The sequence below is a fragment of the Agrobacterium sp. El2ro-1b genome (genome assembly GCF_048298475.1).
Taxonomy (GTDB): Bacteria; Pseudomonadota; Alphaproteobacteria; order Rhizobiales; family Rhizobiaceae; genus Agrobacterium; species Agrobacterium fabrum.
Genome location: NZ_CP103458.1, coordinates 610,323 through 628,516, shown reverse-complemented (window position 1 = coordinate 628,516; position 18,194 = coordinate 610,323). Strand labels below are relative to the sequence as shown.

Annotated in this window: 17 protein-coding genes; all 17 read right to left on the bottom strand. The window is 62.8% G+C overall.

Annotation, left to right across the window (positions count from 1 at the left end; translation table 11 throughout):
- Positions 1-53: 53 nt before the first annotated feature.
- The 17 genes from NYR50_RS03135 to NYR50_RS03055 all read right to left on the bottom strand — a co-directional run bounded on the left by NYR50_RS03135 (position 54) and on the right by NYR50_RS03055 (position 18,168).
- Positions 54-479, bottom strand: a complete 426-nt coding sequence (locus NYR50_RS03135) for a thiol-disulfide oxidoreductase DCC family protein (protein WP_418136745.1) — start codon at positions 477-479, stop codon at positions 54-56.
- A gap of 145 nt (positions 480-624) precedes the next feature.
- On the bottom strand, positions 625-2,052 hold the full coding sequence (locus tag NYR50_RS03130) for a sensor histidine kinase (RefSeq protein WP_418137245.1): 1,428 nt from the start codon (positions 2,050-2,052) through the stop codon (positions 625-627).
- Positions 2,053-2,061: 9 nt separating this feature from the next.
- Positions 2,062-2,820, bottom strand: a complete 759-nt coding sequence (locus NYR50_RS03125; RefSeq protein WP_418136744.1) for a response regulator transcription factor — start codon at positions 2,818-2,820, stop codon at positions 2,062-2,064.
- Positions 2,821-3,120: 300 nt separating this feature from the next.
- A complete protein-coding gene (locus NYR50_RS03120; RefSeq protein ID WP_006311305.1) occupies positions 3,121-4,692 on the bottom strand; it encodes a Do family serine endopeptidase in 1,572 nt (523 codons plus the stop codon).
- A 153-nt stretch (positions 4,693-4,845) separates the two neighbouring features.
- The gene (locus NYR50_RS03115) at positions 4,846-5,313 is read right to left on the bottom strand and encodes a cytochrome c-type biogenesis protein (RefSeq protein ID WP_174009073.1); all 468 of its coding nucleotides are present in this window, start codon (positions 5,311-5,313) and stop codon (positions 4,846-4,848) included.
- Positions 5,314-5,438: 125 nt separating this feature from the next.
- The gene (locus NYR50_RS03110; protein WP_418136743.1) at positions 5,439-7,430 is read right to left on the bottom strand and encodes a heme lyase CcmF/NrfE family subunit; all 1,992 of its coding nucleotides are present in this window, start codon (positions 7,428-7,430) and stop codon (positions 5,439-5,441) included.
- Entirely contained in the window at positions 7,427-7,939 is a 513-nt protein-coding gene (gene ccmE, locus NYR50_RS03105; protein WP_418136742.1) for a cytochrome c maturation protein CcmE, read from the bottom strand. Before ccmE ends, NYR50_RS03110 begins: the two co-directional genes overlap by 4 nt.
- Entirely contained in the window at positions 7,936-9,099 is a 1,164-nt protein-coding gene (gene ccmI / locus NYR50_RS03100) for a c-type cytochrome biogenesis protein CcmI (protein WP_418137244.1), read from the bottom strand. The genes ccmE and ccmI overlap by 4 nt, the downstream gene beginning before the upstream one ends.
- Before the next feature lie 159 nt (positions 9,100-9,258).
- The gene (locus NYR50_RS03095; protein WP_035214780.1) at positions 9,259-9,687 is read right to left on the bottom strand and encodes a membrane protein; all 429 of its coding nucleotides are present in this window, start codon (positions 9,685-9,687) and stop codon (positions 9,259-9,261) included.
- A 207-nt stretch (positions 9,688-9,894) separates the two neighbouring features.
- Positions 9,895-11,295: a sensor histidine kinase gene (locus NYR50_RS03090; protein WP_258114030.1), complete on the bottom strand. Its 1,401-nt coding sequence runs from the start codon at positions 11,293-11,295 to the stop codon at positions 9,895-9,897.
- Positions 11,285-11,956: a response regulator transcription factor gene (locus NYR50_RS03085; protein ID WP_006311298.1), complete on the bottom strand. Its 672-nt coding sequence runs from the start codon at positions 11,954-11,956 to the stop codon at positions 11,285-11,287. The genes NYR50_RS03090 and NYR50_RS03085 overlap by 11 nt, the downstream gene beginning before the upstream one ends.
- 93 nt (positions 11,957-12,049) lie before the next feature.
- The gene (locus tag NYR50_RS03080) at positions 12,050-12,304 is read right to left on the bottom strand and encodes a hypothetical protein (protein ID WP_003497070.1); all 255 of its coding nucleotides are present in this window, start codon (positions 12,302-12,304) and stop codon (positions 12,050-12,052) included.
- A 139-nt stretch (positions 12,305-12,443) separates the two neighbouring features.
- Positions 12,444-12,650 carry a hypothetical protein gene (locus NYR50_RS03075; RefSeq protein WP_035214779.1) on the bottom strand — a complete coding sequence of 69 codons (207 nt, stop codon included), beginning with the start codon at positions 12,648-12,650 and terminating at the stop codon, positions 12,444-12,446.
- 34 nt (positions 12,651-12,684) lie between these two features.
- Positions 12,685-16,200 (bottom strand): baseplate multidomain protein megatron, encoded by a 3,516-nt coding sequence (locus NYR50_RS03070; RefSeq protein WP_418136741.1) that lies wholly within the window; start codon positions 16,198-16,200, stop codon positions 12,685-12,687.
- A 17-nt stretch (positions 16,201-16,217) separates the two neighbouring features.
- On the bottom strand, positions 16,218-16,652 hold the full coding sequence (locus NYR50_RS03065) for an NlpC/P60 family protein (RefSeq protein ID WP_174008011.1): 435 nt from the start codon (positions 16,650-16,652) through the stop codon (positions 16,218-16,220).
- Positions 16,649-17,533: a DUF2163 domain-containing protein gene (locus tag NYR50_RS03060; protein WP_418136740.1), complete on the bottom strand. Its 885-nt coding sequence runs from the start codon at positions 17,531-17,533 to the stop codon at positions 16,649-16,651. The genes NYR50_RS03065 and NYR50_RS03060 overlap by 4 nt, the downstream gene beginning before the upstream one ends.
- Complete coding sequence (locus NYR50_RS03055) at positions 17,530-18,168, bottom strand: TIGR02217 family protein (RefSeq protein ID WP_006311293.1); 639 nt, start codon at positions 18,166-18,168, stop codon at positions 17,530-17,532. The genes NYR50_RS03060 and NYR50_RS03055 overlap by 4 nt, the downstream gene beginning before the upstream one ends.
- Between the last annotated feature and the right edge of the window lie 26 nt (positions 18,169-18,194).

Below are 18,194 nucleotides of genomic sequence, written 5' to 3'. Positions count from 1 at the left end.
CATCACATTTTTGCCGATGCCGGGATTGCCTGATCGGGTGGTCCTTGCCCCATTCAAAGGATACGGTCCCGGTATTCCGGCGGCGGCACCCAGCATTGTTCGCGCTTTCCGAACCAGCGGTTGCGGTTGCGGGCAAAGCAGCGATAGACGGGATCGCGCAAAAATGCGGGAATGATCCGCAAGACGGACACCAGCCGCCAGGGCATGCCAAGCGCCTCGTAGATGCTCAGGACGGCATCGCTGTCCTGCCGCATCCTGTCGCCATCGACAACGAGCATGCTGGCGGGGTTTTTCGGGTCCATGCCGTAACGCCGGTAGATTTCCGCGCCGACAGCCCCCTGCATGGAGGCCAGCCGGAAATGGCCGGCCCGGTCATGCCGCAGCACGAATTGCGCATTGGCGGAACACAGAACACATTCGGCGTCGAACAGGATGATCGGTTGATGCCGGCCGTTTGCCGAAGGAATTATACCTGCCATCCGTCACACACCCTTTGTCGATTACGATGCAACCGACCAATAAAGTCCAGCAATAATACTTACAATATTCTTCCGTTCGTCTTTCAATTCAATCTCAAAAGACAGTTATTTCCCGAAGGAAGATTTCCGCGGGAATATCGGCGAATTATCGCAGATCGCTCGACCAAGGCTTCGAAATGGGGAAAACCATCGAAATGGTCAGTCCCGGGCAGGCCGTATTGGTGGCGTCCGTGTCCGAGAGCACCAGCGATCCGCCGTGCAGTTCCATCACGGCTTCCACCAGCGAGAGGCCAAGCCCGGTGCCCGGCTTGGAACGGCTCTCATCAAGCCGCACGAAGCGTTTCAGCACCTCACCACGCTTGTCGGCGGGAATGCCGGGACCATTATCGGCAACGGAGAGCACGATTGCTTCGGGTTCTTTCACCAGACGGACGACGAGTTTTTTGTCGCCGTCGCCTTCGCAGGCATATTTCATGGCATTGTCGATGAGGTTGGAAAGCGCCTGGCCGATCAGTTCGCGGTTGCCCTGCACGGAAAGGCCCGGCTCTATCTGCGATTCCAGCGCAAGGCCGGCATCCTCGGCCACCGGCTCGTAGAGTTCGGCGCTGTCGGCGGCAATCGCCGACATGTCCACATCGGTCATTTCAGCGGCGATAGAGCCTGCCTCGACGCGGGAGATCATCAGCAGCGCATTGAAGGTGCGGATGAGCTGATCGGATTCGGCGATGATGCCTTCAAGGGCGGCGCGCCGTTTCGTCTCGTCATTGTCATCGAGGGCTGCGGCGGCCTTGTTACGCAGACGCGTCAGCGGCGTCTTCAGGTCATGGGCGATGTTGTCGGAGACCTGGCGCAGGCCTTCGTTCAGCTTTTCGATGCGGCCGAGCATGGCGTTGAGCGAGCCGGACAGCCGGTCGAATTCGTCACCGGAGCGGCCCTGCGGCAGGCGCTGGGAAAGGTCGCCGGCTATGATCCTCTTTGTCGCCGCCGACATGCGGTCGATGCGTTTCAGCGCATTGCGGCCAATACCGAACCAGATGAGCAAGGCACCGCCGCTCATGATCGCAAGCGCCACCATCAACGCATTGCGCACCAGTGCCCTGAACTTCGTCGGTTCGCCAAGATCGCGGCCGATCAGGATGCGCAGACCGTTGTCCAGCATGAAAACATTGGCGGTGGCGAGATGTTGCACGCTGTCGCCGCTTTCGGAATAACGCTCGTAACGGAAGGGGAAACCCGTCCAGCCTTCCTTGTCGAAGACGCCGGGCTGCACGGAGGCGACGTTGCCGGCCAGGATTTCGCCGTTCGGACCGGCGATGATGTAAAGGCTCGCACCCGGCTGACGGGCGCGGCGCTCCATCATCCGCAGCAGCGGGTTGATGCCGCCGCGATTATAGATGCGCTGAACATCCGAGACTTCCTGCAACACGGCATCGCGCGTCTGCTGGTTCAGCAGCCGTTCGGAGAGGGCGGTGACGTAAAAGACGAGGAAGGCGGCGCAGAGTGCGAAGAGCAGGATATAAAGCGCCGAAAGGCGCACCGCTGTCGATCGGAACAATATTTTGAGGCGGGCCATTTTCGCCAATCAGCCCTCGTCCTTCATCATGTAACCGGCACCGCGAATGGTCTTCAAGAGCGGCTTCTCGAAGTCCTTCTCGATCTTCGAGCGCAGGCGGGAAACATGGACGTCGATGACATTGGTCTGCGGGTCGAAGTGGTAATCCCAGACGTTTTCCAGCAGCATGGTGCGGGTGACCACCTGGCCGGCATTCTTCATCAGATATTCCAGCAGGCGGAATTCGCGCGGCTGCAGCAGGATTTCCTTGCCGTTGCGACGGACATCATGCGACAGCCGGTCGAGTTCGAGATCGCCGACGCGGTAGATCATGTCCTGCTCGGGCTTGCCCTTGCGGCGACCGAGCACCTCGATGCGGGCGAGCAGTTCGGAAAAGGCATAGGGTTTCGGCAGATAGTCATCGCCGCCTGCGCGCAGGCCGGTCACGCGGTCATCCACCTGGCCCAATGCGGAAAGGATCAGCACCGGCGTCTCGATACCGCGGCGGCGCAGCTCGCTAATAACGGAAAGTCCGTCACGGCGCGGCAGCATGCGATCGATCACCAGCACGTCGTAGGAATTCTCGCAGCCCATGAACAAACCGCTCTCGCCATCGCTGGCGTGATCGGCGACAATTCCGGCTTCGCGGAACGCCTTGGTCATATAGGCCGCAGCCTCGAGGTCGTCTTCAATGACAAGAATCTTCATGTGCGGGACAATAGCGCTCTCGCCCTTTTCCGCACAACCGGAAACAGATGCGACAGACATTTCCTGAACCTTGTTTTCCATGAGGTTTCCTCCGAAGACTTGGTCATTGGCACCATCGTACTTCAAGACGGGCGACTACCTGTGGAGCGAGTGGTCGCCGCTTGTTTCTTCTCCCCGCCGGGGAGAAGTCCGCGGCAGCGGGATGAGGGGGCAAGGGTCAAGATAAAACGAGGGCTAGCCCCCTCATCCGACCCTTCGGGCCACCTTCTCCCCGGCGGGGAGAAGAAACGGGCCGCGACGCCGTGCCATACTCAACCGCCCCGTCTCAAGAGCGAGATGCGATGCCGGATGCCAAAGGAACCGGCATCGCCTTTCAGCCTATCAACCCTGGTCGATATCCAGCGCGATGAAGCGGCTGCCGTCATCCGTCTGGATCTGGAACAGCGCCTTGGAGCGTCCGTCCTTCTTGGCCTGCTCGAGGATCTTCTCGATATCAGCTGCGGAAGCCACCTGCTGGTTGTTCACAGAGGTGATCTTCTCGCCAGTCTTCAGGCCCCGGGCAGCGGCGTCGCTATCGGGGTCGACATCGGTGATGGCAAGGCCGTTGCCGTCATCGGAAGGCGAAACCGTCAGGCCGAGGCTGGACAGCACCTTCTCGCTGGAGGACTGGCTGCCGCCTTTGTCGTCGTTCTGGCTTGGCGTCGCCTTGGAGGCTTCATCGCTGGTGAGATCACCGAGCGTCACCGTCACGGACTGCGACTTGCCACCACGCCACAGCGAGATTTCAACCTTGCTGTTGGGCGCCATGCCGCCGATTCGGCGCGACAGATCGCGGGCATCCTTGACCGGGTCGCCATTGACGGCGGTGATGATGTCACCCTGCTTGATGCCGGCCTTGTCGCCCGGAGAACCGGACTGCGGCGAAACGACCAGCGCGCCCTTGGCTTCGGCAAGGCCGAGCGATTCGGCGATGTCCTTGCTGACGGGCTGGATCTGCACGCCGAGCCAGCCGCGTTCGACCTTGCCGTCCTTTTGCAGGTCGGCGATCACATCCTTGGCGACCGAGGACGGGATGGCGAAGGCGATACCGACATTGCCGCCGGAGGGCGAGAAGATGGCGGTGTTGATGCCCACCACTTCGCCGTTAAGGTTGAAGGCGGGACCACCCGAGTTACCACGGTTCACGGCAGCGTCGATCTGCAGATAGTCGTCATAGGGGCCGGAGCCGATATCACGGCCGCGGGCCGAAATGATGCCTGACGTCACCGTACCGCCGAGACCGAAGGGGTTACCGACGGCGACGACCCAGTCACCGACGCGAATCTTGGTGTCATCGGCGAATTTCACATAGGTGAACTTGCGGTTCACATCGACCTTCAGCAGCGCCAGATCGGTACGCGGATCGCGGCCGACAAGCTTGGCTTCGAGTTCGGTGCCGTCATTCATCACAACCGTATAGGCGGAACCGTCGTCAACGACGTGGTTGTTGGTGACGACATAACCGTCTTCGGAGATGAAGAAGCCGGAGCCTTGCGCGACCGGGCGCAGTGGACCCTTGCCGTCACGATGGCGGTTCGGACCACGGTCGGAGCGATCTTGGTTGGGGCCGCCGAATTCCTTGAAGAAACGCTTCAGCGGATGGTCGTCCGGCAGCTGGTCGAGGCCGCGGCCGCCGAAATTGAAGGAGAAGTTGCTGGAATCGTCGGAAGCCGGCTGCACGTTCGACTGGACGCGAACGGAAACGACGGCGGGCGAGACGGCATCAACCACATTGGCGAAGCTCGGAACCTGCGGTGCGGTCACTTCGACGGGGGCAGCAAAGGAGTGGAGGATCGGTGCGGCGATACCGGTCGACAGCATCAGCGCCGCGAGGCCGCCAACGGTCGTGGCCTTCAGGGCCGTCTTCAGCGAGGCCGTCTTCAGCGAGGAATGGCCGTTTTGCGAATGAGACATGGTGTACCTTCTTTCTTCATTCAGACTGAAACCCGTGTGACCGGGGAAGCGGTGGATGATGAAGATATAGGAGGCAACACCTTACGGCGAAGTGTCTGAGGAATGAAAAATCCGTAATGTTGAAAAAGAACCGAGGACGAAAATGAAATCAGGTTATTTTTCAATGAGATTGCGAATCCGCGCTTCTTCATCCGCACTCAGTTTTTGTGGGTGTTCCTGGGTGGCGCGGCGGCGCGAAAACACGAAGACGGCGAAAATCCCGGCAAGGGTGAGGCCGATGGGCGCGCCCCACAAAAGCACGGTGCGCAGGCTGAGACGCGGCTTCAGGAGCACGAATTCGCCGTAACGCGACACGACATAATCGATGACGGCCTTGTCGCTGTCACCCTGAACCAGCCTTTCGCGCACGAGGACGCGCAGGTCACGCGCCAGCTCGGCATTGCTGTCGTCGATTGACTGGTTCTGGCAGACCATACAGCGGAGCTGCGACGTCAGGTTCCGGGCGCGCTGTTCCAGCACGGGGTCTTTGAGGACTTCGTCCGGGTTAAAGGCGAGAGCGGGAGAAGCTGCAGCGAAGATGAGGGTGAGAAGCAGCCCGAGCGCCACCACACACTCCCTCATTCCTGTGCCCGTCACAGGAATCCAGCCAGCCCAGGTCCTTGGGCTGGAAGGTCTCTCTCGCTGCGCAGACGCGCGTCGGCCGGATTCCTGTGACAAGCACAGGAATGAGGGTAGCGAGGCGACACTCATTCCGCCGCCTCCGGCATTGCAGCCCGTACAGGCTTCGCCTTGCGGGTCGGCGCACCCACCCGCAAACGCCTGTCGGAGAGCGAGATGAAACCGCCCGCCATCATGAACAGCGTGCCGCCCCAGATGCAGAGGATAAAGGGTTTCCACCAGATGCGCACCACCATGCCGCCATCGGCCATGGGATCGCCCAGCGAAACATAAAGCTGGCTGAGGCCGAAGGTCAGGATGCCGGCTTCCGTCGTCGGCATGCGGCGCGCGGTATAAAGCCGCTTGGACGACCAGACGTCGGCCACTTCAACACCCGCCTTGCGCACGGTGAAATGGCCACGATCCTCGGTGAAATTGGGGCCGACGGCGTGGCGGATGCCGTCGAAGGTCAGGCTGTAGCCGCCCGCTTCCGCCACCATGCCCTGTTTCATTTCCAGAACCGTTTCGGTCTCATAGGTGGTGACGATGACGATGCCGAGCACGGTGATGCCGAGGCCCATATGCGCCAGCGCCGTGCCGAAGGCCGAACGCGGCAGGCCTTTCAGGCGGCGAAATGCAATGCCGAAGGCCAGTTTGCCGAAATTGGCGCGATACCAGAGATCGGTGAGCGCCCCGAAGATCAGCCAGAAACCGGCCGCAATGCCAAGGGCTGCCAGCACGGGGCCGCCATTTTCGATATACCAGAGCCCCAGCCCGGCCAGAGCCGCGACAGCCGCGGCCACATACAGTCGCTGGAAGGCGCCGAGAAGATCGCCACGCTTCCAGGCGAGCATCGGCCCAAACGGTGTGACGATCAGGATCGGGATCATCAGAAGGCCAAAGGTGAGATTGAAGAACGGCGCACCGACCGAGATTTTTTCGCCCGTCAGGGTTTCGAGAATGAGGGGATAGAGCGTGCCGATCAGCACGGTGGCGGTCGAAACCGTCAGGATGAGGTTGTTGAGGACGAGCGCGCCTTCACGCGAGATCGGCGCGAACAGGCCGCCGGCCTTCAGCGAGGGTGCGCGCCAGGCAAAGAGCGCAAAGGCGCCACCGATGAAGATCGTCAGAATGCCGAGAATGAAGATACCGCGGCTCGGATCGGTGGCGAAAGCATGCACGGAGGTCAGCACGCCGGAGCGCACGAGGAACGTGCCGAGCAGCGACAGCGAAAAGGTCATGATCGCCAGAAGCACCGTCCAGATTTTCAGCGCTTCGCGTTTTTCCATGACGAGCGCCGAATGCAGCAACGCCGTGCCGGCAAGCCACGGCATGAAGGAGGCGTTTTCCACCGGATCCCAGAACCACCAGCCGCCCCAGCCGAGTTCATAATAGGCCCAATAGGAGCCCATGGAGATGCCGGCGGTCAGGAACGTCCAGGCGGCGAGCGTCCACGGCCTTACCCAGCGCGCCCAGGCGGCGTCGATGCGACCTTCCAGAAGTGCTGCGACGGCAAAGGAGAAACAGACGGAAAAGCCGACATAACCGAGATAGAGCAGCGGCGGATGGATGGCGAGGCCGAAATCCTGAAGGATGGGATTGAGGTCCTGCCCTTCGGCCGGCACCCGCTCCAGCCGCAGAAACGGGTTGGAGGTGAGCAGGATGAACAGCAGGAAGGCAACCGAAATCCATGCCTGTACCGCAAGCACATTGGCTTTGAGTGTTTCCGGCAGGTTGCGGCCGAAGGCGGCGACGAGCGCGCTGAAAAACACCAGAATGAGCAGCCACAGCAGCATGGAGCCTTCATGGTTGCCCCAAACACCGGTCAGCTTGTAGAGCATCGGCATCAGCGAATGGGAATTTTCCCAGACGTTGCGCACGGAAAAATCCGAGACGGCATAGGCGCGCGTCAGCGCGGCAAAAGAAAAACCCACCAGCAGGAACATCATGACGGAGCCGAGCGAGGCGATATCCATCAGCGCCCGGTCGTTGCGGCGCGCGCCGATGACCGGCAGCGTCGAGACGATCAGCCCCACACCGAGCGCCAGAACCAGAACATAATGGCCGATCTCATTGATCATTTCGTCGCTCCGGTCTTGTCGGCCGAAGCCGCACTGGTCGACGGCGTCGCATTGGAAGGCTCCTCGCCCTCAGCGCCCTGCTGCCACAGGCCCTTGTCCTTCAGCCGGTCGGCCACTTCCTTCGGCATATAGTTCTCGTCATGCTTGGCGAGAACGCTGTCGGCCACGAAACCGTGGGTGGCGGCATCGAACATGCCTTCAGTCACCACGCCCTGCCCTTCGCGGAAGAGATCGGGCAGGATGCCGGTATAGCGGACCGGCACGGTCGCCTCGCCATCCGTCACCGTAAAGCTCACCGTGCGGCCCTCATCGCGCTTGATCGAACCTTCCGCCACCAGCCCGCCAAGGCGGATGCGGGTGCCGGGATTGACCGGCGTCTTTTCCAGATCGGCGGGCATGTAGAAATAGGCGATCGACTGGCCGAAGGCGAACATGACCAGCAGCACGGCCGCCACGATGAAGCTCATGCCGCCGCCGATGATCGCGAGACGTTTCTGTTTGCGGGTCATTGCGTCACTCCCTGCGGCGCGGAATCCTTTTGCCCATCCATGCGGATCGGTCCGGCGGAAACGCCCAATTCCTTCGCCAGCGCCAGAAGCTGCCTGCCCTCTTCACCCTCCGGCGGGAAAGCCTGCAGGCCGGCCCGCAAGGCTTCACCGGCCTTGGCCTCGTTCTTCAGCACAGAATAGGCGCGCAGAAGGCGCATCCACCCTTCGAAATCGGCCGGGTTATCCTTCAGCTTGGCATCGAGGCTTGCCACCATGCCCTCGACCATCGCCTGCCGGTCGTTGGCCGTCATCTCATTGGCCGCAGCCATATCCTGCGCGGTCGGGCCGGGTGCGGAAGGCGTCGCTCCGCCGCCGGTCCGGGCAATATGTTCACGCACCAGCGGCAGCCAGGGCGCGCCGGCCGGCGCATCGGCCTCCAGCGCCGCAAAGGCCGCGCGTGCTTCCTGCGCCTTGCCGGCCTGTTCCAGCGACAGCGCCAGATAAAAACGGGCGCGCGGATTGCCGGGCTTCAGCTGTTCGGCCTGAGAAAACGCATCCCGCGCCGCCTCGATGACGATGCCGTCATTGCCGGCTACGAGCGTTTCGCCAAGGCCCGTCAGCCGTTCGGCGCTTGGTCCGAGAATACGAAGCGCGTTGCGATAGGCAAGCTCGGCATCGCCAAGCCGTAGCGTCTTGAAATAGATCGGCGCCAGAACATCCCAGCCGCCGCCATCCTCCGGGTTCTGCGCCAGATGCCTCTCGGCCCGCGCGACCAGCAGGTTCATGTCGTTGCCGGGACTTTCAAGACGTGCCTCGAGCGGCATGTCCGGCGTGTCCGGACTGCCGTTCCAGATGTAAAGACAGAGGCCAAGTGCAGGCAGCAGAATGGTTATGAGACTGGCGGCAAGATTGTGCCGGCGCGGCCGGGCCTCTTTCGTCGTCGCCTCTTCCGCCTCGGCGGCGGCCAGCAGGCGGCGGCCGATTTCGGCGCGGGCATAATCCGCTTCGGTTTCGCCGATCAGGCCGGCGGCGCGTTCGCGGTCCAGCTCGGCCAGCTGGTCGCGATAAACGGCAACCTCACCGTCGCGGCGCGTCTGCGGCGCCTCGGTCTTCCGCATCAGCGGGTACATCAGGACGATGGCGACAGCCGCCGTCAATATCGCAACGACAATCCAGAACATAAGGCTCAATTACTCGAATGCGCGGCACATGGAAACACGAAGCGCGGGGATGACGTGAATTTGAGACATCACGCCGCACCGGAGATCGCGTTTCGCTGTTCCGCCGTGCCTCTTCCTGTCACCGCGGAAGGCCCGTGACCTTGATTTACGTCAAACTGATCAGATCAGCGGAGACCAGCTTCCGTCGTCATTACGGCAGGCCGCGCCGCGCACCCTGGTGTCGCGCCCGTCGACAGTGAGCGTATGGGAATATTGCCGGCAGTTCTGGTTGCCGACCTGATAGGGCGCATTGGCCACCACCTGACCCTTGACGTCATCACCGGTCCAGATAACAGGTGTGCCAACCGGGGCCGTTTCCAGCGCCTTGTATTCCGCCTCCAGCGCCTTGGTCTGGTCGCCCCTGTCGAGCTCCACGCCGCTTTTCCCGACGATGCCGCCTTGCAGATTGGCAAGGAAAGGCGTGGAAGGCTGGGCCGAACGGCCGAACAGGCCGCCGCCAGCGGGGCGGGTGCCCGTGGTGGTGCAGGCGCTCAGCATCGAGACACACAGGATCGAGAGAAGTGCCGGGCGTGACACCAGCGAACGCATCGTCACGGAGCGACAGCCATCATACACGTCAACCAAACCCTGTCCTCTTTCCTATCGCATTGCACCCAGAGCATTTTCGCTGTTCTTCGAACCGTGAAAACACCCTAGATTTTTGTTCTTCCGCATTTCCTGACGGGAAACCGGGGTCCACTTTCCCTGGAAACGCTGTCATGTACCGGTATTGAATTTCTTGCCTTTTTTCGCGGCTCACGCAAGCTCTTTCGAAAGGCCCGGCAAAATCAGATCGGCTTTCAGGCCACCGATGGCGCTGCGCGACAGCGAAAAGCGGCCGTGGTATTCAGACACCACTTCAGAAACGATCGACAGGCCGAGGCCCGTGCCCGGCCGGCTCTCGTCCAGCCGGCGGCCGCGTTTCATCGCTTCGCTGATCTGTTCCGGCTCCAGCCCCGGGCCGTCATCCTCCACCGTCAGCTCCACCCAGGAGCGGCGGCCGATTTCGGCGTCGGAAGACGGATGCGTGCCGGTGGCAAGCGTGACGACCACTCTGGTTTCGGCAAAACGCGCGGCATTTTCCAGGAGATTGCCGACGACCTCTTCGAGATCCTGCTGTTCCATGCCCAGCACCGCGCCCGGCTGTTCGAAATTCAGTACGAACTGCTTGTCGGGGTTCAGGCGGCGCATCACCCGCACCAGCCGTTCCAGCGCCGGTTCCGCTTCCACGCGGGCAAGGATCGAGCCGCGCTGGGCGGCGATGCGGGCGCGGGAGAGGTAGGATTGCACCTGCGCCTGCATGGCATCCGCCTGCGCCCGCACCAGATCACCATGTTGCGGATCCAGCGTGCGGGCCTCGTTGAGGAGGACGGCGATCGGCGTTTTCAGCGAATGCGCGAGATTGCCGACCTGCATGCGGGCGCGCTCCACAAGGCGGCGGTTGCTGTCGATCAGCGCATTGACCTCATTGGCGAGCGGCTGGATTTCGCGCGGGAATTCGCCTTCAAGGCTTTCCGCCTCTCCGCCTCTGATCTTGCCGAGCGCCCGGCGGGCCTGATCGAGAGGCCTCAGACTGTAGAGAATCGCAAGACCGTTGACGACCAGACTGCCGACACCAAAGACGGCCAGCGCCAGATAAAGGCTGTTGGAGAAATCGCGCACATCGTCTTCCACAACGTTCAGATTGCCGGAAACACGAAACCGCGCCGCGCGCCCCTCACCGTCAAGCACGACTTCCGTTTCCGCCACGCGCACCTGATTGCCGGCCTCGTCGGTCACGGCATAAAAACGCTCGTATCTGTTGTCGAAGGGGGCGTCGATAATGCTCGGCACCGGCAGCGTCGAGACACCGAGCGAGGAGGACACCAGCGGCGCGGTCTGGAAATTACCGAGCGGCTCCACCACCCAGTACCAGCCGGTATCCGGCTGTGAGAACCGGAGATCGCCAAGCTGCGGGCTGCCGGCCAGCGTATTTTCGTTGGAAATCGTCACGGAGTTGATGACGTTATAGAGCTGTGCCCGCAGAAGATCGGTGAAACTGCGCTCCACGCCCTGGCGGTAAAGCGTCGAGATCACGACGGCGATCACCACCAGCGCCAGCGCCGACCAGGCAGAGGCGAGCAGCAGAACGCGGGCGGTGAGAGAGTTACTTCGCATCTGCCGGCGCTTGCATCCGGTAACCGAGACCACGGATCGTCTCGATCAGATCAACCCCGATCTTCTTGCGCAAACGTCCGACAAACACCTCGATCGTGTTGGAATCGCGGTCGAAATCCTGATCGTACATATGTTCGACCAGCTCCGTGCGCGAAACGACCTCGCCCATGTGATGCATGAGATAGGACAGAAGCCGGAACTCATGCGAGGTGAGTTTCAGCGTCGTGCCGTTGACGGTCGCCTTGGAGGATTTGGTGTCGAGCCGGACCGGGCCGCAGACCAGCTCGGAAGAGGCATGGCCGGCGGCGCGGCGGATGAGCGCGCGCACGCGGGCAAGCACTTCTTCGACATGGAAAGGCTTGGTCACGTAGTCATCGGCACCGGCATCGATGCCTGCCACCTTGTCGCTCCAGCGGTCGCGGGCGGTGAGGATGAGGACCGGCATGGCCTTGCCGGCCGCACGCCATTTTTCAACGACGGTGATGCCATCGAGTTGCGGCAGGCCGATATCGAGGACGATGGCGTCATAGGGCTCGGTATCGCCGAGGTAATGCCCCTCCTCGCCGTCGAATGCCTGATCGACGACGTAACCGGCCTCTTTCAGGGCGTCGGTCAGCTGACGATTTAGATTGGCATCGTCCTCAACAACGAGAATACGCATTGTCCGCCCTTTCCTTCCGTCCCGGCCCACGCGGGTGGCCGGTCATGCTACATGTGTCGGGTTGTTTTCCGATATTTCGGCGATGCGGGCAAGCTACATCGGCACGCGCATCGTTACCTTGCGCGGACGTTCGCCATTCCCCTGGACGAGAACGGTGACGACACAGGACTGACCATCGCCGGAAGGATAGACTGAAAGCAGCTGACCACCGGTTTCGCGCACCACGCGGGCGACGGCTGCGCCACAATCGCTGGCAGCCAGAATGTAGTGGCCCTGCAGATCAGCCTCGGGCGCCGTGAAACCGGAAAGCCCGGCTGCAAGCGTCGCGATGATGAGAGGTGATGCCATTCTACAAACTTCCGCAAAAAACCGGGTGCGTCTCGAACCCTAGTGTGAGCGAATATGTAGCGCAAAGCGTCTGAATGGCAAATGAATGCCGGCCCCGCCGCCGCGGTGCGCGGCGGGGCCGGCGTTTTCGTGAGCCCCGTCAGCGGATGGAGCGGGTTGCCGAAAGGCGGCCGTAAAGTGCGATCAGACCGCCGATTCCGCCCGCAACGGTCACCAGCCCTTCAGCGAGCTCCCCGTGCAGGCCGGCGGGCAGATCGAAGCCGGCAATGCTGAAAAGCGGTGCGAAAACCGCAATCAGCGCGCCCCAGATCGTGCGGGATTGATACCATGCTTTGGTACTGTCCATAATCTCGTCCTTTGCGTTGTTTTTCAGGCACATGTCAGAGCGGGAGAAGGGCCTGAGACACCACCCCCAGCGGCACCGCGCGGCCCAGCTGGCGGACACGCACGGAAATGTGATCCCGTAGCTGCGGGAAATCTGTGAGTTCGTCCCCTGCGGGGTAGAGCCAGAAGGGTTCCGGCACATCCACCGCACGGCGCACGGTCCCGCCGTCCATCACCTCGACGCGATAAAGCTCGAAAGGCTCGTCCAGCGGAATGTCGCTCGCATCCCAGCCATCGGCCTCCATGCGACCTCGACGCTTCCATTTGAGGAGAATGCCGTCCCGCCGGCGCTTACCGGAAAGATGCACCGGCGCAAGCGGCGTCTGCGCCCGCACGCCGCCCTCAAAGGCAAAAGGCCCGGCCGGTGCACCCGCCATGTCCGCCGCTTCCGCAATCCAGTTCAGCCGTCGCCCGCGCTCGCTTGTGGCAAGACCGAGCGGCTGCACCGCCGCATCGACAACCACCACCGGAGCCCCCTTCGGCGCACCTGCGGCAAGCGCATCCTCCGTGCCGGCAAGCCCCCGAAGGAGCGCGGAGAGCCGCCAGCGCGAAGGTGCGATTTCCTCGGCCTTTGCGAAGGCGACAATTTCCCACACGCCGTTTGCGGCCTTGATGGCGAGACGGTTCTCGCCATTCAGCACCGAAAGCTCTGCGGCTGACGACACTTCACCGGCGAGCAGATCGATCAGGATGGTGTTCTTGCGGTCAAACCGGCCGGAGGGGCCTGATATCAGCGGCTCTGCCAGCGCACCGATCATTGCTGGCCGGTCCAGCAGCACGCGCTGGCGATAACCTTCCGTGCCTGATGATGAAGACACGACGATGGGCCGCCAGGGTTTAGCGAAGGCGGCAATCCGCGCCGATTGTTCCGCCGCAGCGCCATCGTAATACGGCAGATCGAGAAACAGCACTTCCGGGGCGAAACCTTCGGCGCCGCTTGCGCCGGCACTGCGCCGCTCCTCCGCACCGCCGGCGGCGGCTGAAAAGGCCGGGGAAAAAGCCCGCGCCTCCACCTGCCGCACCGCGCCATCCTCGATGCGGCTGACCAGAAACCGCCCGGCCGGCGCCTGCGGAAAGAGACCCTCCGGCAGGCGAATGCAATCGCCAGGTTCAAGCATGATATCGGATGGCGGCAGCGCGAAGCGCAGGCTGCGCCGTGCCTGGCGGTTGTCACGCAGCAGCGCCTCGACGGCCATTTCCGCCGTTTCCGCCGGCAAGGCGGCGTTGAGATCGAGCCGCAACACCCGGCTGCCGGCATTGTCGATGCGGCGGGAACGCGCGCTCGCCTGCTCGTAATCGAGCGTCGGATTAAACGAGGTCAAGACAGCTTCCGCCGCGAAATCGCTGTCATGACCGCGATTTTCCGACCAGAGCGGCTCGTCCTCGATATCCGCCAGCACGGCGATATCGCGGACGGGCATGACTGCCGTATTCCGGGAGCGGAAGCGCAGGGTTCCGCCATCCTCCGCCACATCCACCTGGAACGCCACCATCAGCGGCTCCAGCAGGTTGCGGGCCGAGGTTATGTCTCCCTGCACATACCCCGTCAGATCGCCGCTGACGGCCGAGACGTCGAAGGCGAAAAAGCCGTGATCGGTCAGGATCGCGGCAATGGTGTCGGCCAGCGTGGCCGTGCCCAGCCGGCCGTTCAGCCAGTGGCCGGTTCGCCAGTTTGCGCCATCGCTCCAGGCCGCGCCATTTTGCGGAAAGGCGGGGAAAGGCCGTGCATCCCAGGTCCAGAGATAGACCCGGCCTTTATCCACCATCGCCGTCTCGCTGTCACCCCAGTGGTCGAGATGCGCTTCCAGAAACCGTCGCTGCTGGCTGTCGGCACGGCTGCGACGGGAAAAATGGGGAAAGGCATTTTCGGCCGATTTCGGATCGGGAAAAACATTGGGGCGCGTGGCGCTCTTGTCCACCGCCGGGCAGCCGAGTTCGGTGAACCAGATCGGCTTGGCGCCCGGCACCCATGCGGTCGGCGTAGATTTTTCGGCACCACGCACCCGATCGTAATGCAGGTTGCCCCACCAGTTGCGAAGGTCCTTGTAGCGGAACACCCACGGCTTGCCTTTCAGCCCATCCGTTATGGGCGTGCGGCGCCGCGCGGCCCGGTCGGCATCGCTGGCATAATACCAGTCGAAACCCTCGCCTGCCGCAATAGTGCGACGGAACACGCTCGCATCATCGGGGCCGGTCATGCCGTCGGGATTGCCATTGGCGGCATCCTCGTCACGCCAGTCGGAAAGCGGCATGTAGTTGTCGATACCGATGGCGTCGATATCCGGGCTCGCCCAGAGTGGATCGAGGTGGAAAAACACGTCGCCCGAACCGTCCGCGGGCTGGTGGCCGAAATATTCGCTCCAGTCCGCCGCATAGGTCAGCTTCGTCGCCGGTCCGACAATGCTGCGTACATCGCGTGCCAGCCGCACTAGCTCCTCTACGAAGGGAAAGACATCGTTCTGGTCCCGGAGGGCGGTGAGCCCGCGCAGTTCCGAGCCGATCAGGAAAGTGTCCACCCCGCCCGCCCGCTCCGCAAGCGCCACATAATGCAGCATCATACGGCGATAGCCTTCCTCACGGTTGCAGAAGGCAGAAACCTGTGCCCGCGCAGCCGCGCTACGGTCCGGCGAGCCGGCTTTGCCGGGTGCGGGAAAACAGGTGATGCGACCGCGCCAGCCATAAGCGGCCTGCTCGCGATCGCCATAGGGGTCAGGCAGGCCGTTGCCGGTGGGCACATCCATCATCACGAAAGGATAAAGGCAGACCCGCAGGCCCCGGGTCTTGAGATCGGCGATGGCCTGCAACACGCTGGCATCGTCAGGCGTGCCGCCATAGGCCGGGCCGCCACCGTGATGGCTGACCAGATGCGCATCACCGCGCGAAAGGCCGGCAACGGACCAGGGCGTGGTTTCCCCATCGCGGCCCGCCACTTCCACGCCCGGCGGAATACGATTGCCATAGCTCTCAAGCGGCAGACGTTCGAACACCACATAGGCAAGTCCGCGAAAGGCCGGCGCGTTGCCTGTGCCCTGTTTCGCCTCGATCAGCGGATCGGGCAATTGTGTCTCGCTGCCGGGATAAAAGCGCATCTCGACGCCGGTGAGATCAACTTCACGCCCATCGGTCCAGACGCGCCGCACCAGGGCTGCCTCGCCTTCACAGAGGCCGATGGCGAGATTGGCGAAATAACGGAAGCTCTCCACCTTCGGGCCGCGACTGCCCTTGCCGCCACGCCGCTGCACCTCGACACTTTCCTCGAAACGTGTCGCCCAGATGAGCGTGCCGCCGATCCTTGCGGTGCCATAAAGCCGGTTGATAGCAGCGCCCTCATCCGCACCGGGAATGCGCGCCGTCGAAAGCCGCGCGCCTGCTACCGTGCGGCCATTCGAAAGCAGTGCACGGTCGACGGCATTGCCGGCCAGCGCCCCCGCCGCTCGGCCGATAATCGCACCCACGGGGCCGAAAATGCCACCGAGCGCCGCACCGGCCGCCTGAAAAACGATTGTCGCCATGTTTGCCTCGAGGAGTTTCAGGGATCGGGAAAACGAAATGTCCCGGCAATGCGCCGTTTCCAGCCCGGCACCAGCGCCGACCGCACCACCGCGGCCTGCTCATAGGCATGGATGAAATGCTCCGGCCCGGCGAGGATGCCGAGATGTTTCGCCGCCGCATCGGCGCGCCAGCGAAACAGCAGCAGGTCTCCGGGCTGCGCCTCTCCCATGTCCGGCACCGTCAGAAAATGGCGCTTCGCCGCCGCCATCAGCCGGTCCTCGCCGCCGCGTTCGGCCCAATCAGGCGCATAGGGCGGCGGCAATTCCGGTGCGTGCCCGTAAAGGCCGCGCCAGATGCCGCGGATGAGGCCCAGGCAATCGCAGCCGACACCCAACAACGAAGCCTGGTGCCTGTAGGGCGTGCCGATCCAGCTTTCGGCCATCGCCAGCACTCTTTCCGCCGTGTCGCTCATGGAAACAGCACTCCGCCGTCGTGGCTCTGGCCGCCGCTCGCGTAGGAATAGGCAAAATCCGCCCCCGGCAGATGCGGAAATCCGCTAAAATTCAGGTGATTGCCGAACTTCGCCTTGCAGGTGGCGAAACTCTTGTCGCAGCCGGCAGTCACCGAAAAGCGGTCTCCCGGCGACGGCATCCCCTCTGGTGTCAGCCAGAAGAAAAGAAGCGCGCCGCCGTCACGCCGCTCGTGGCCGTCGAGGTCGAAAGTCTTGCCGGCGAGACTGCCGGTCAAAAATCTGAGCTTGCCGCGACTGAAGAAACCCTCGGCAAAGGCATCGAGCCCCGAGACCCGCAGTTTGCCTGAAACATCCACCGCCGCCACGTTGCCATGGCCGGTGAACCGTGTGAGATCGACACCGCAACGCCCGTCGCCCAGCGCGGCATCGCAGCGCCGCCCATAGCTTCTGCCCTGCGGTTGGCCAAGGCGATGAGCGATGCTGCGCAATTCGGCGCGGAAGGCCCCGCCCGCCCGCGTCACCTCACCGATCTCGCGCAGGCTCAGCAGCACATTCTCATCCGGCGCCTGCCAGTTGACGAGGAAAAGCTCCACCCTGGCGCCATCGAAGCGACCGGCGGCAAGATCGTCTTCGGCAATCGCCTCGCTCGAAAAACCACCCGCCACCTCGCCGGCGCTCGCGCCAAGGCCGGTTTCGCTGTCACTGTCGCTTGCCGAAAAACCACTGGCAGCGAGATAGGATGTGCCGCCGAAAGATAGCGTCTCGTCGTGGTCGGTAAACCCCATCACGACGCCATCCTTCAACGTCACCCGCCAGCAATGGCAGGTGGTCGTCGCATCCGCTTTCAGATGATCGGCAAGGGAAGCTGGCAGGGTCTTCATGGCAGGATTTCCATCAGCGGAATGGAGGGAATGCGGCCGGCTTCAAAGGCGGTTACGTTGATGTCGATGCGGTCGATGGCGAAGCGCACGGGCACGTCGAATTCAAAACCGGCGCGGATCACGGCACCGGTGGGCGGCGCACGCCCCGCCCGGAATGTCACCATGCCGGTCGCATGATCGACGGACACATCGGTCGGCGCTGCCTTCACCCCCTCGACCGAAACGATGACCGACCCTTCGACCGGCTTGTCGATCCGCCGCGAGAATGAGCCGCCGGCATCGGCATAGGTCTTCACCAGCTGAAAGCCCGTCACCACGCCGTCACCTGTGCCGATCCTCTGGTCCGTCGCGGCGGTCGTCTCTCCCGGCGGGCAGGATTTGAAATCCACCGGATCGCGAAAACGGAAACCATAAAGCTCCCCGCGCCGCGCCTCGAAAAAAGCCAGTACCTCGTAGAGATCTGTGACGGAGCGGATGCCGGAGCCGGCATCATAGGCTCGCCTGGCATTCCGCCAGCGCTGGTTGCGGTTCTCCCGGCCGTTGGACAGATTGACGATGTCGGTGCGCCGCACGGGCCCGCCGCTGACGCCGAGCGCCAGCCGCAGCGGAAACCGCACTTCATGAAATGCCGCCATGTGGTTGTTCCTGGATTCATTTTGCT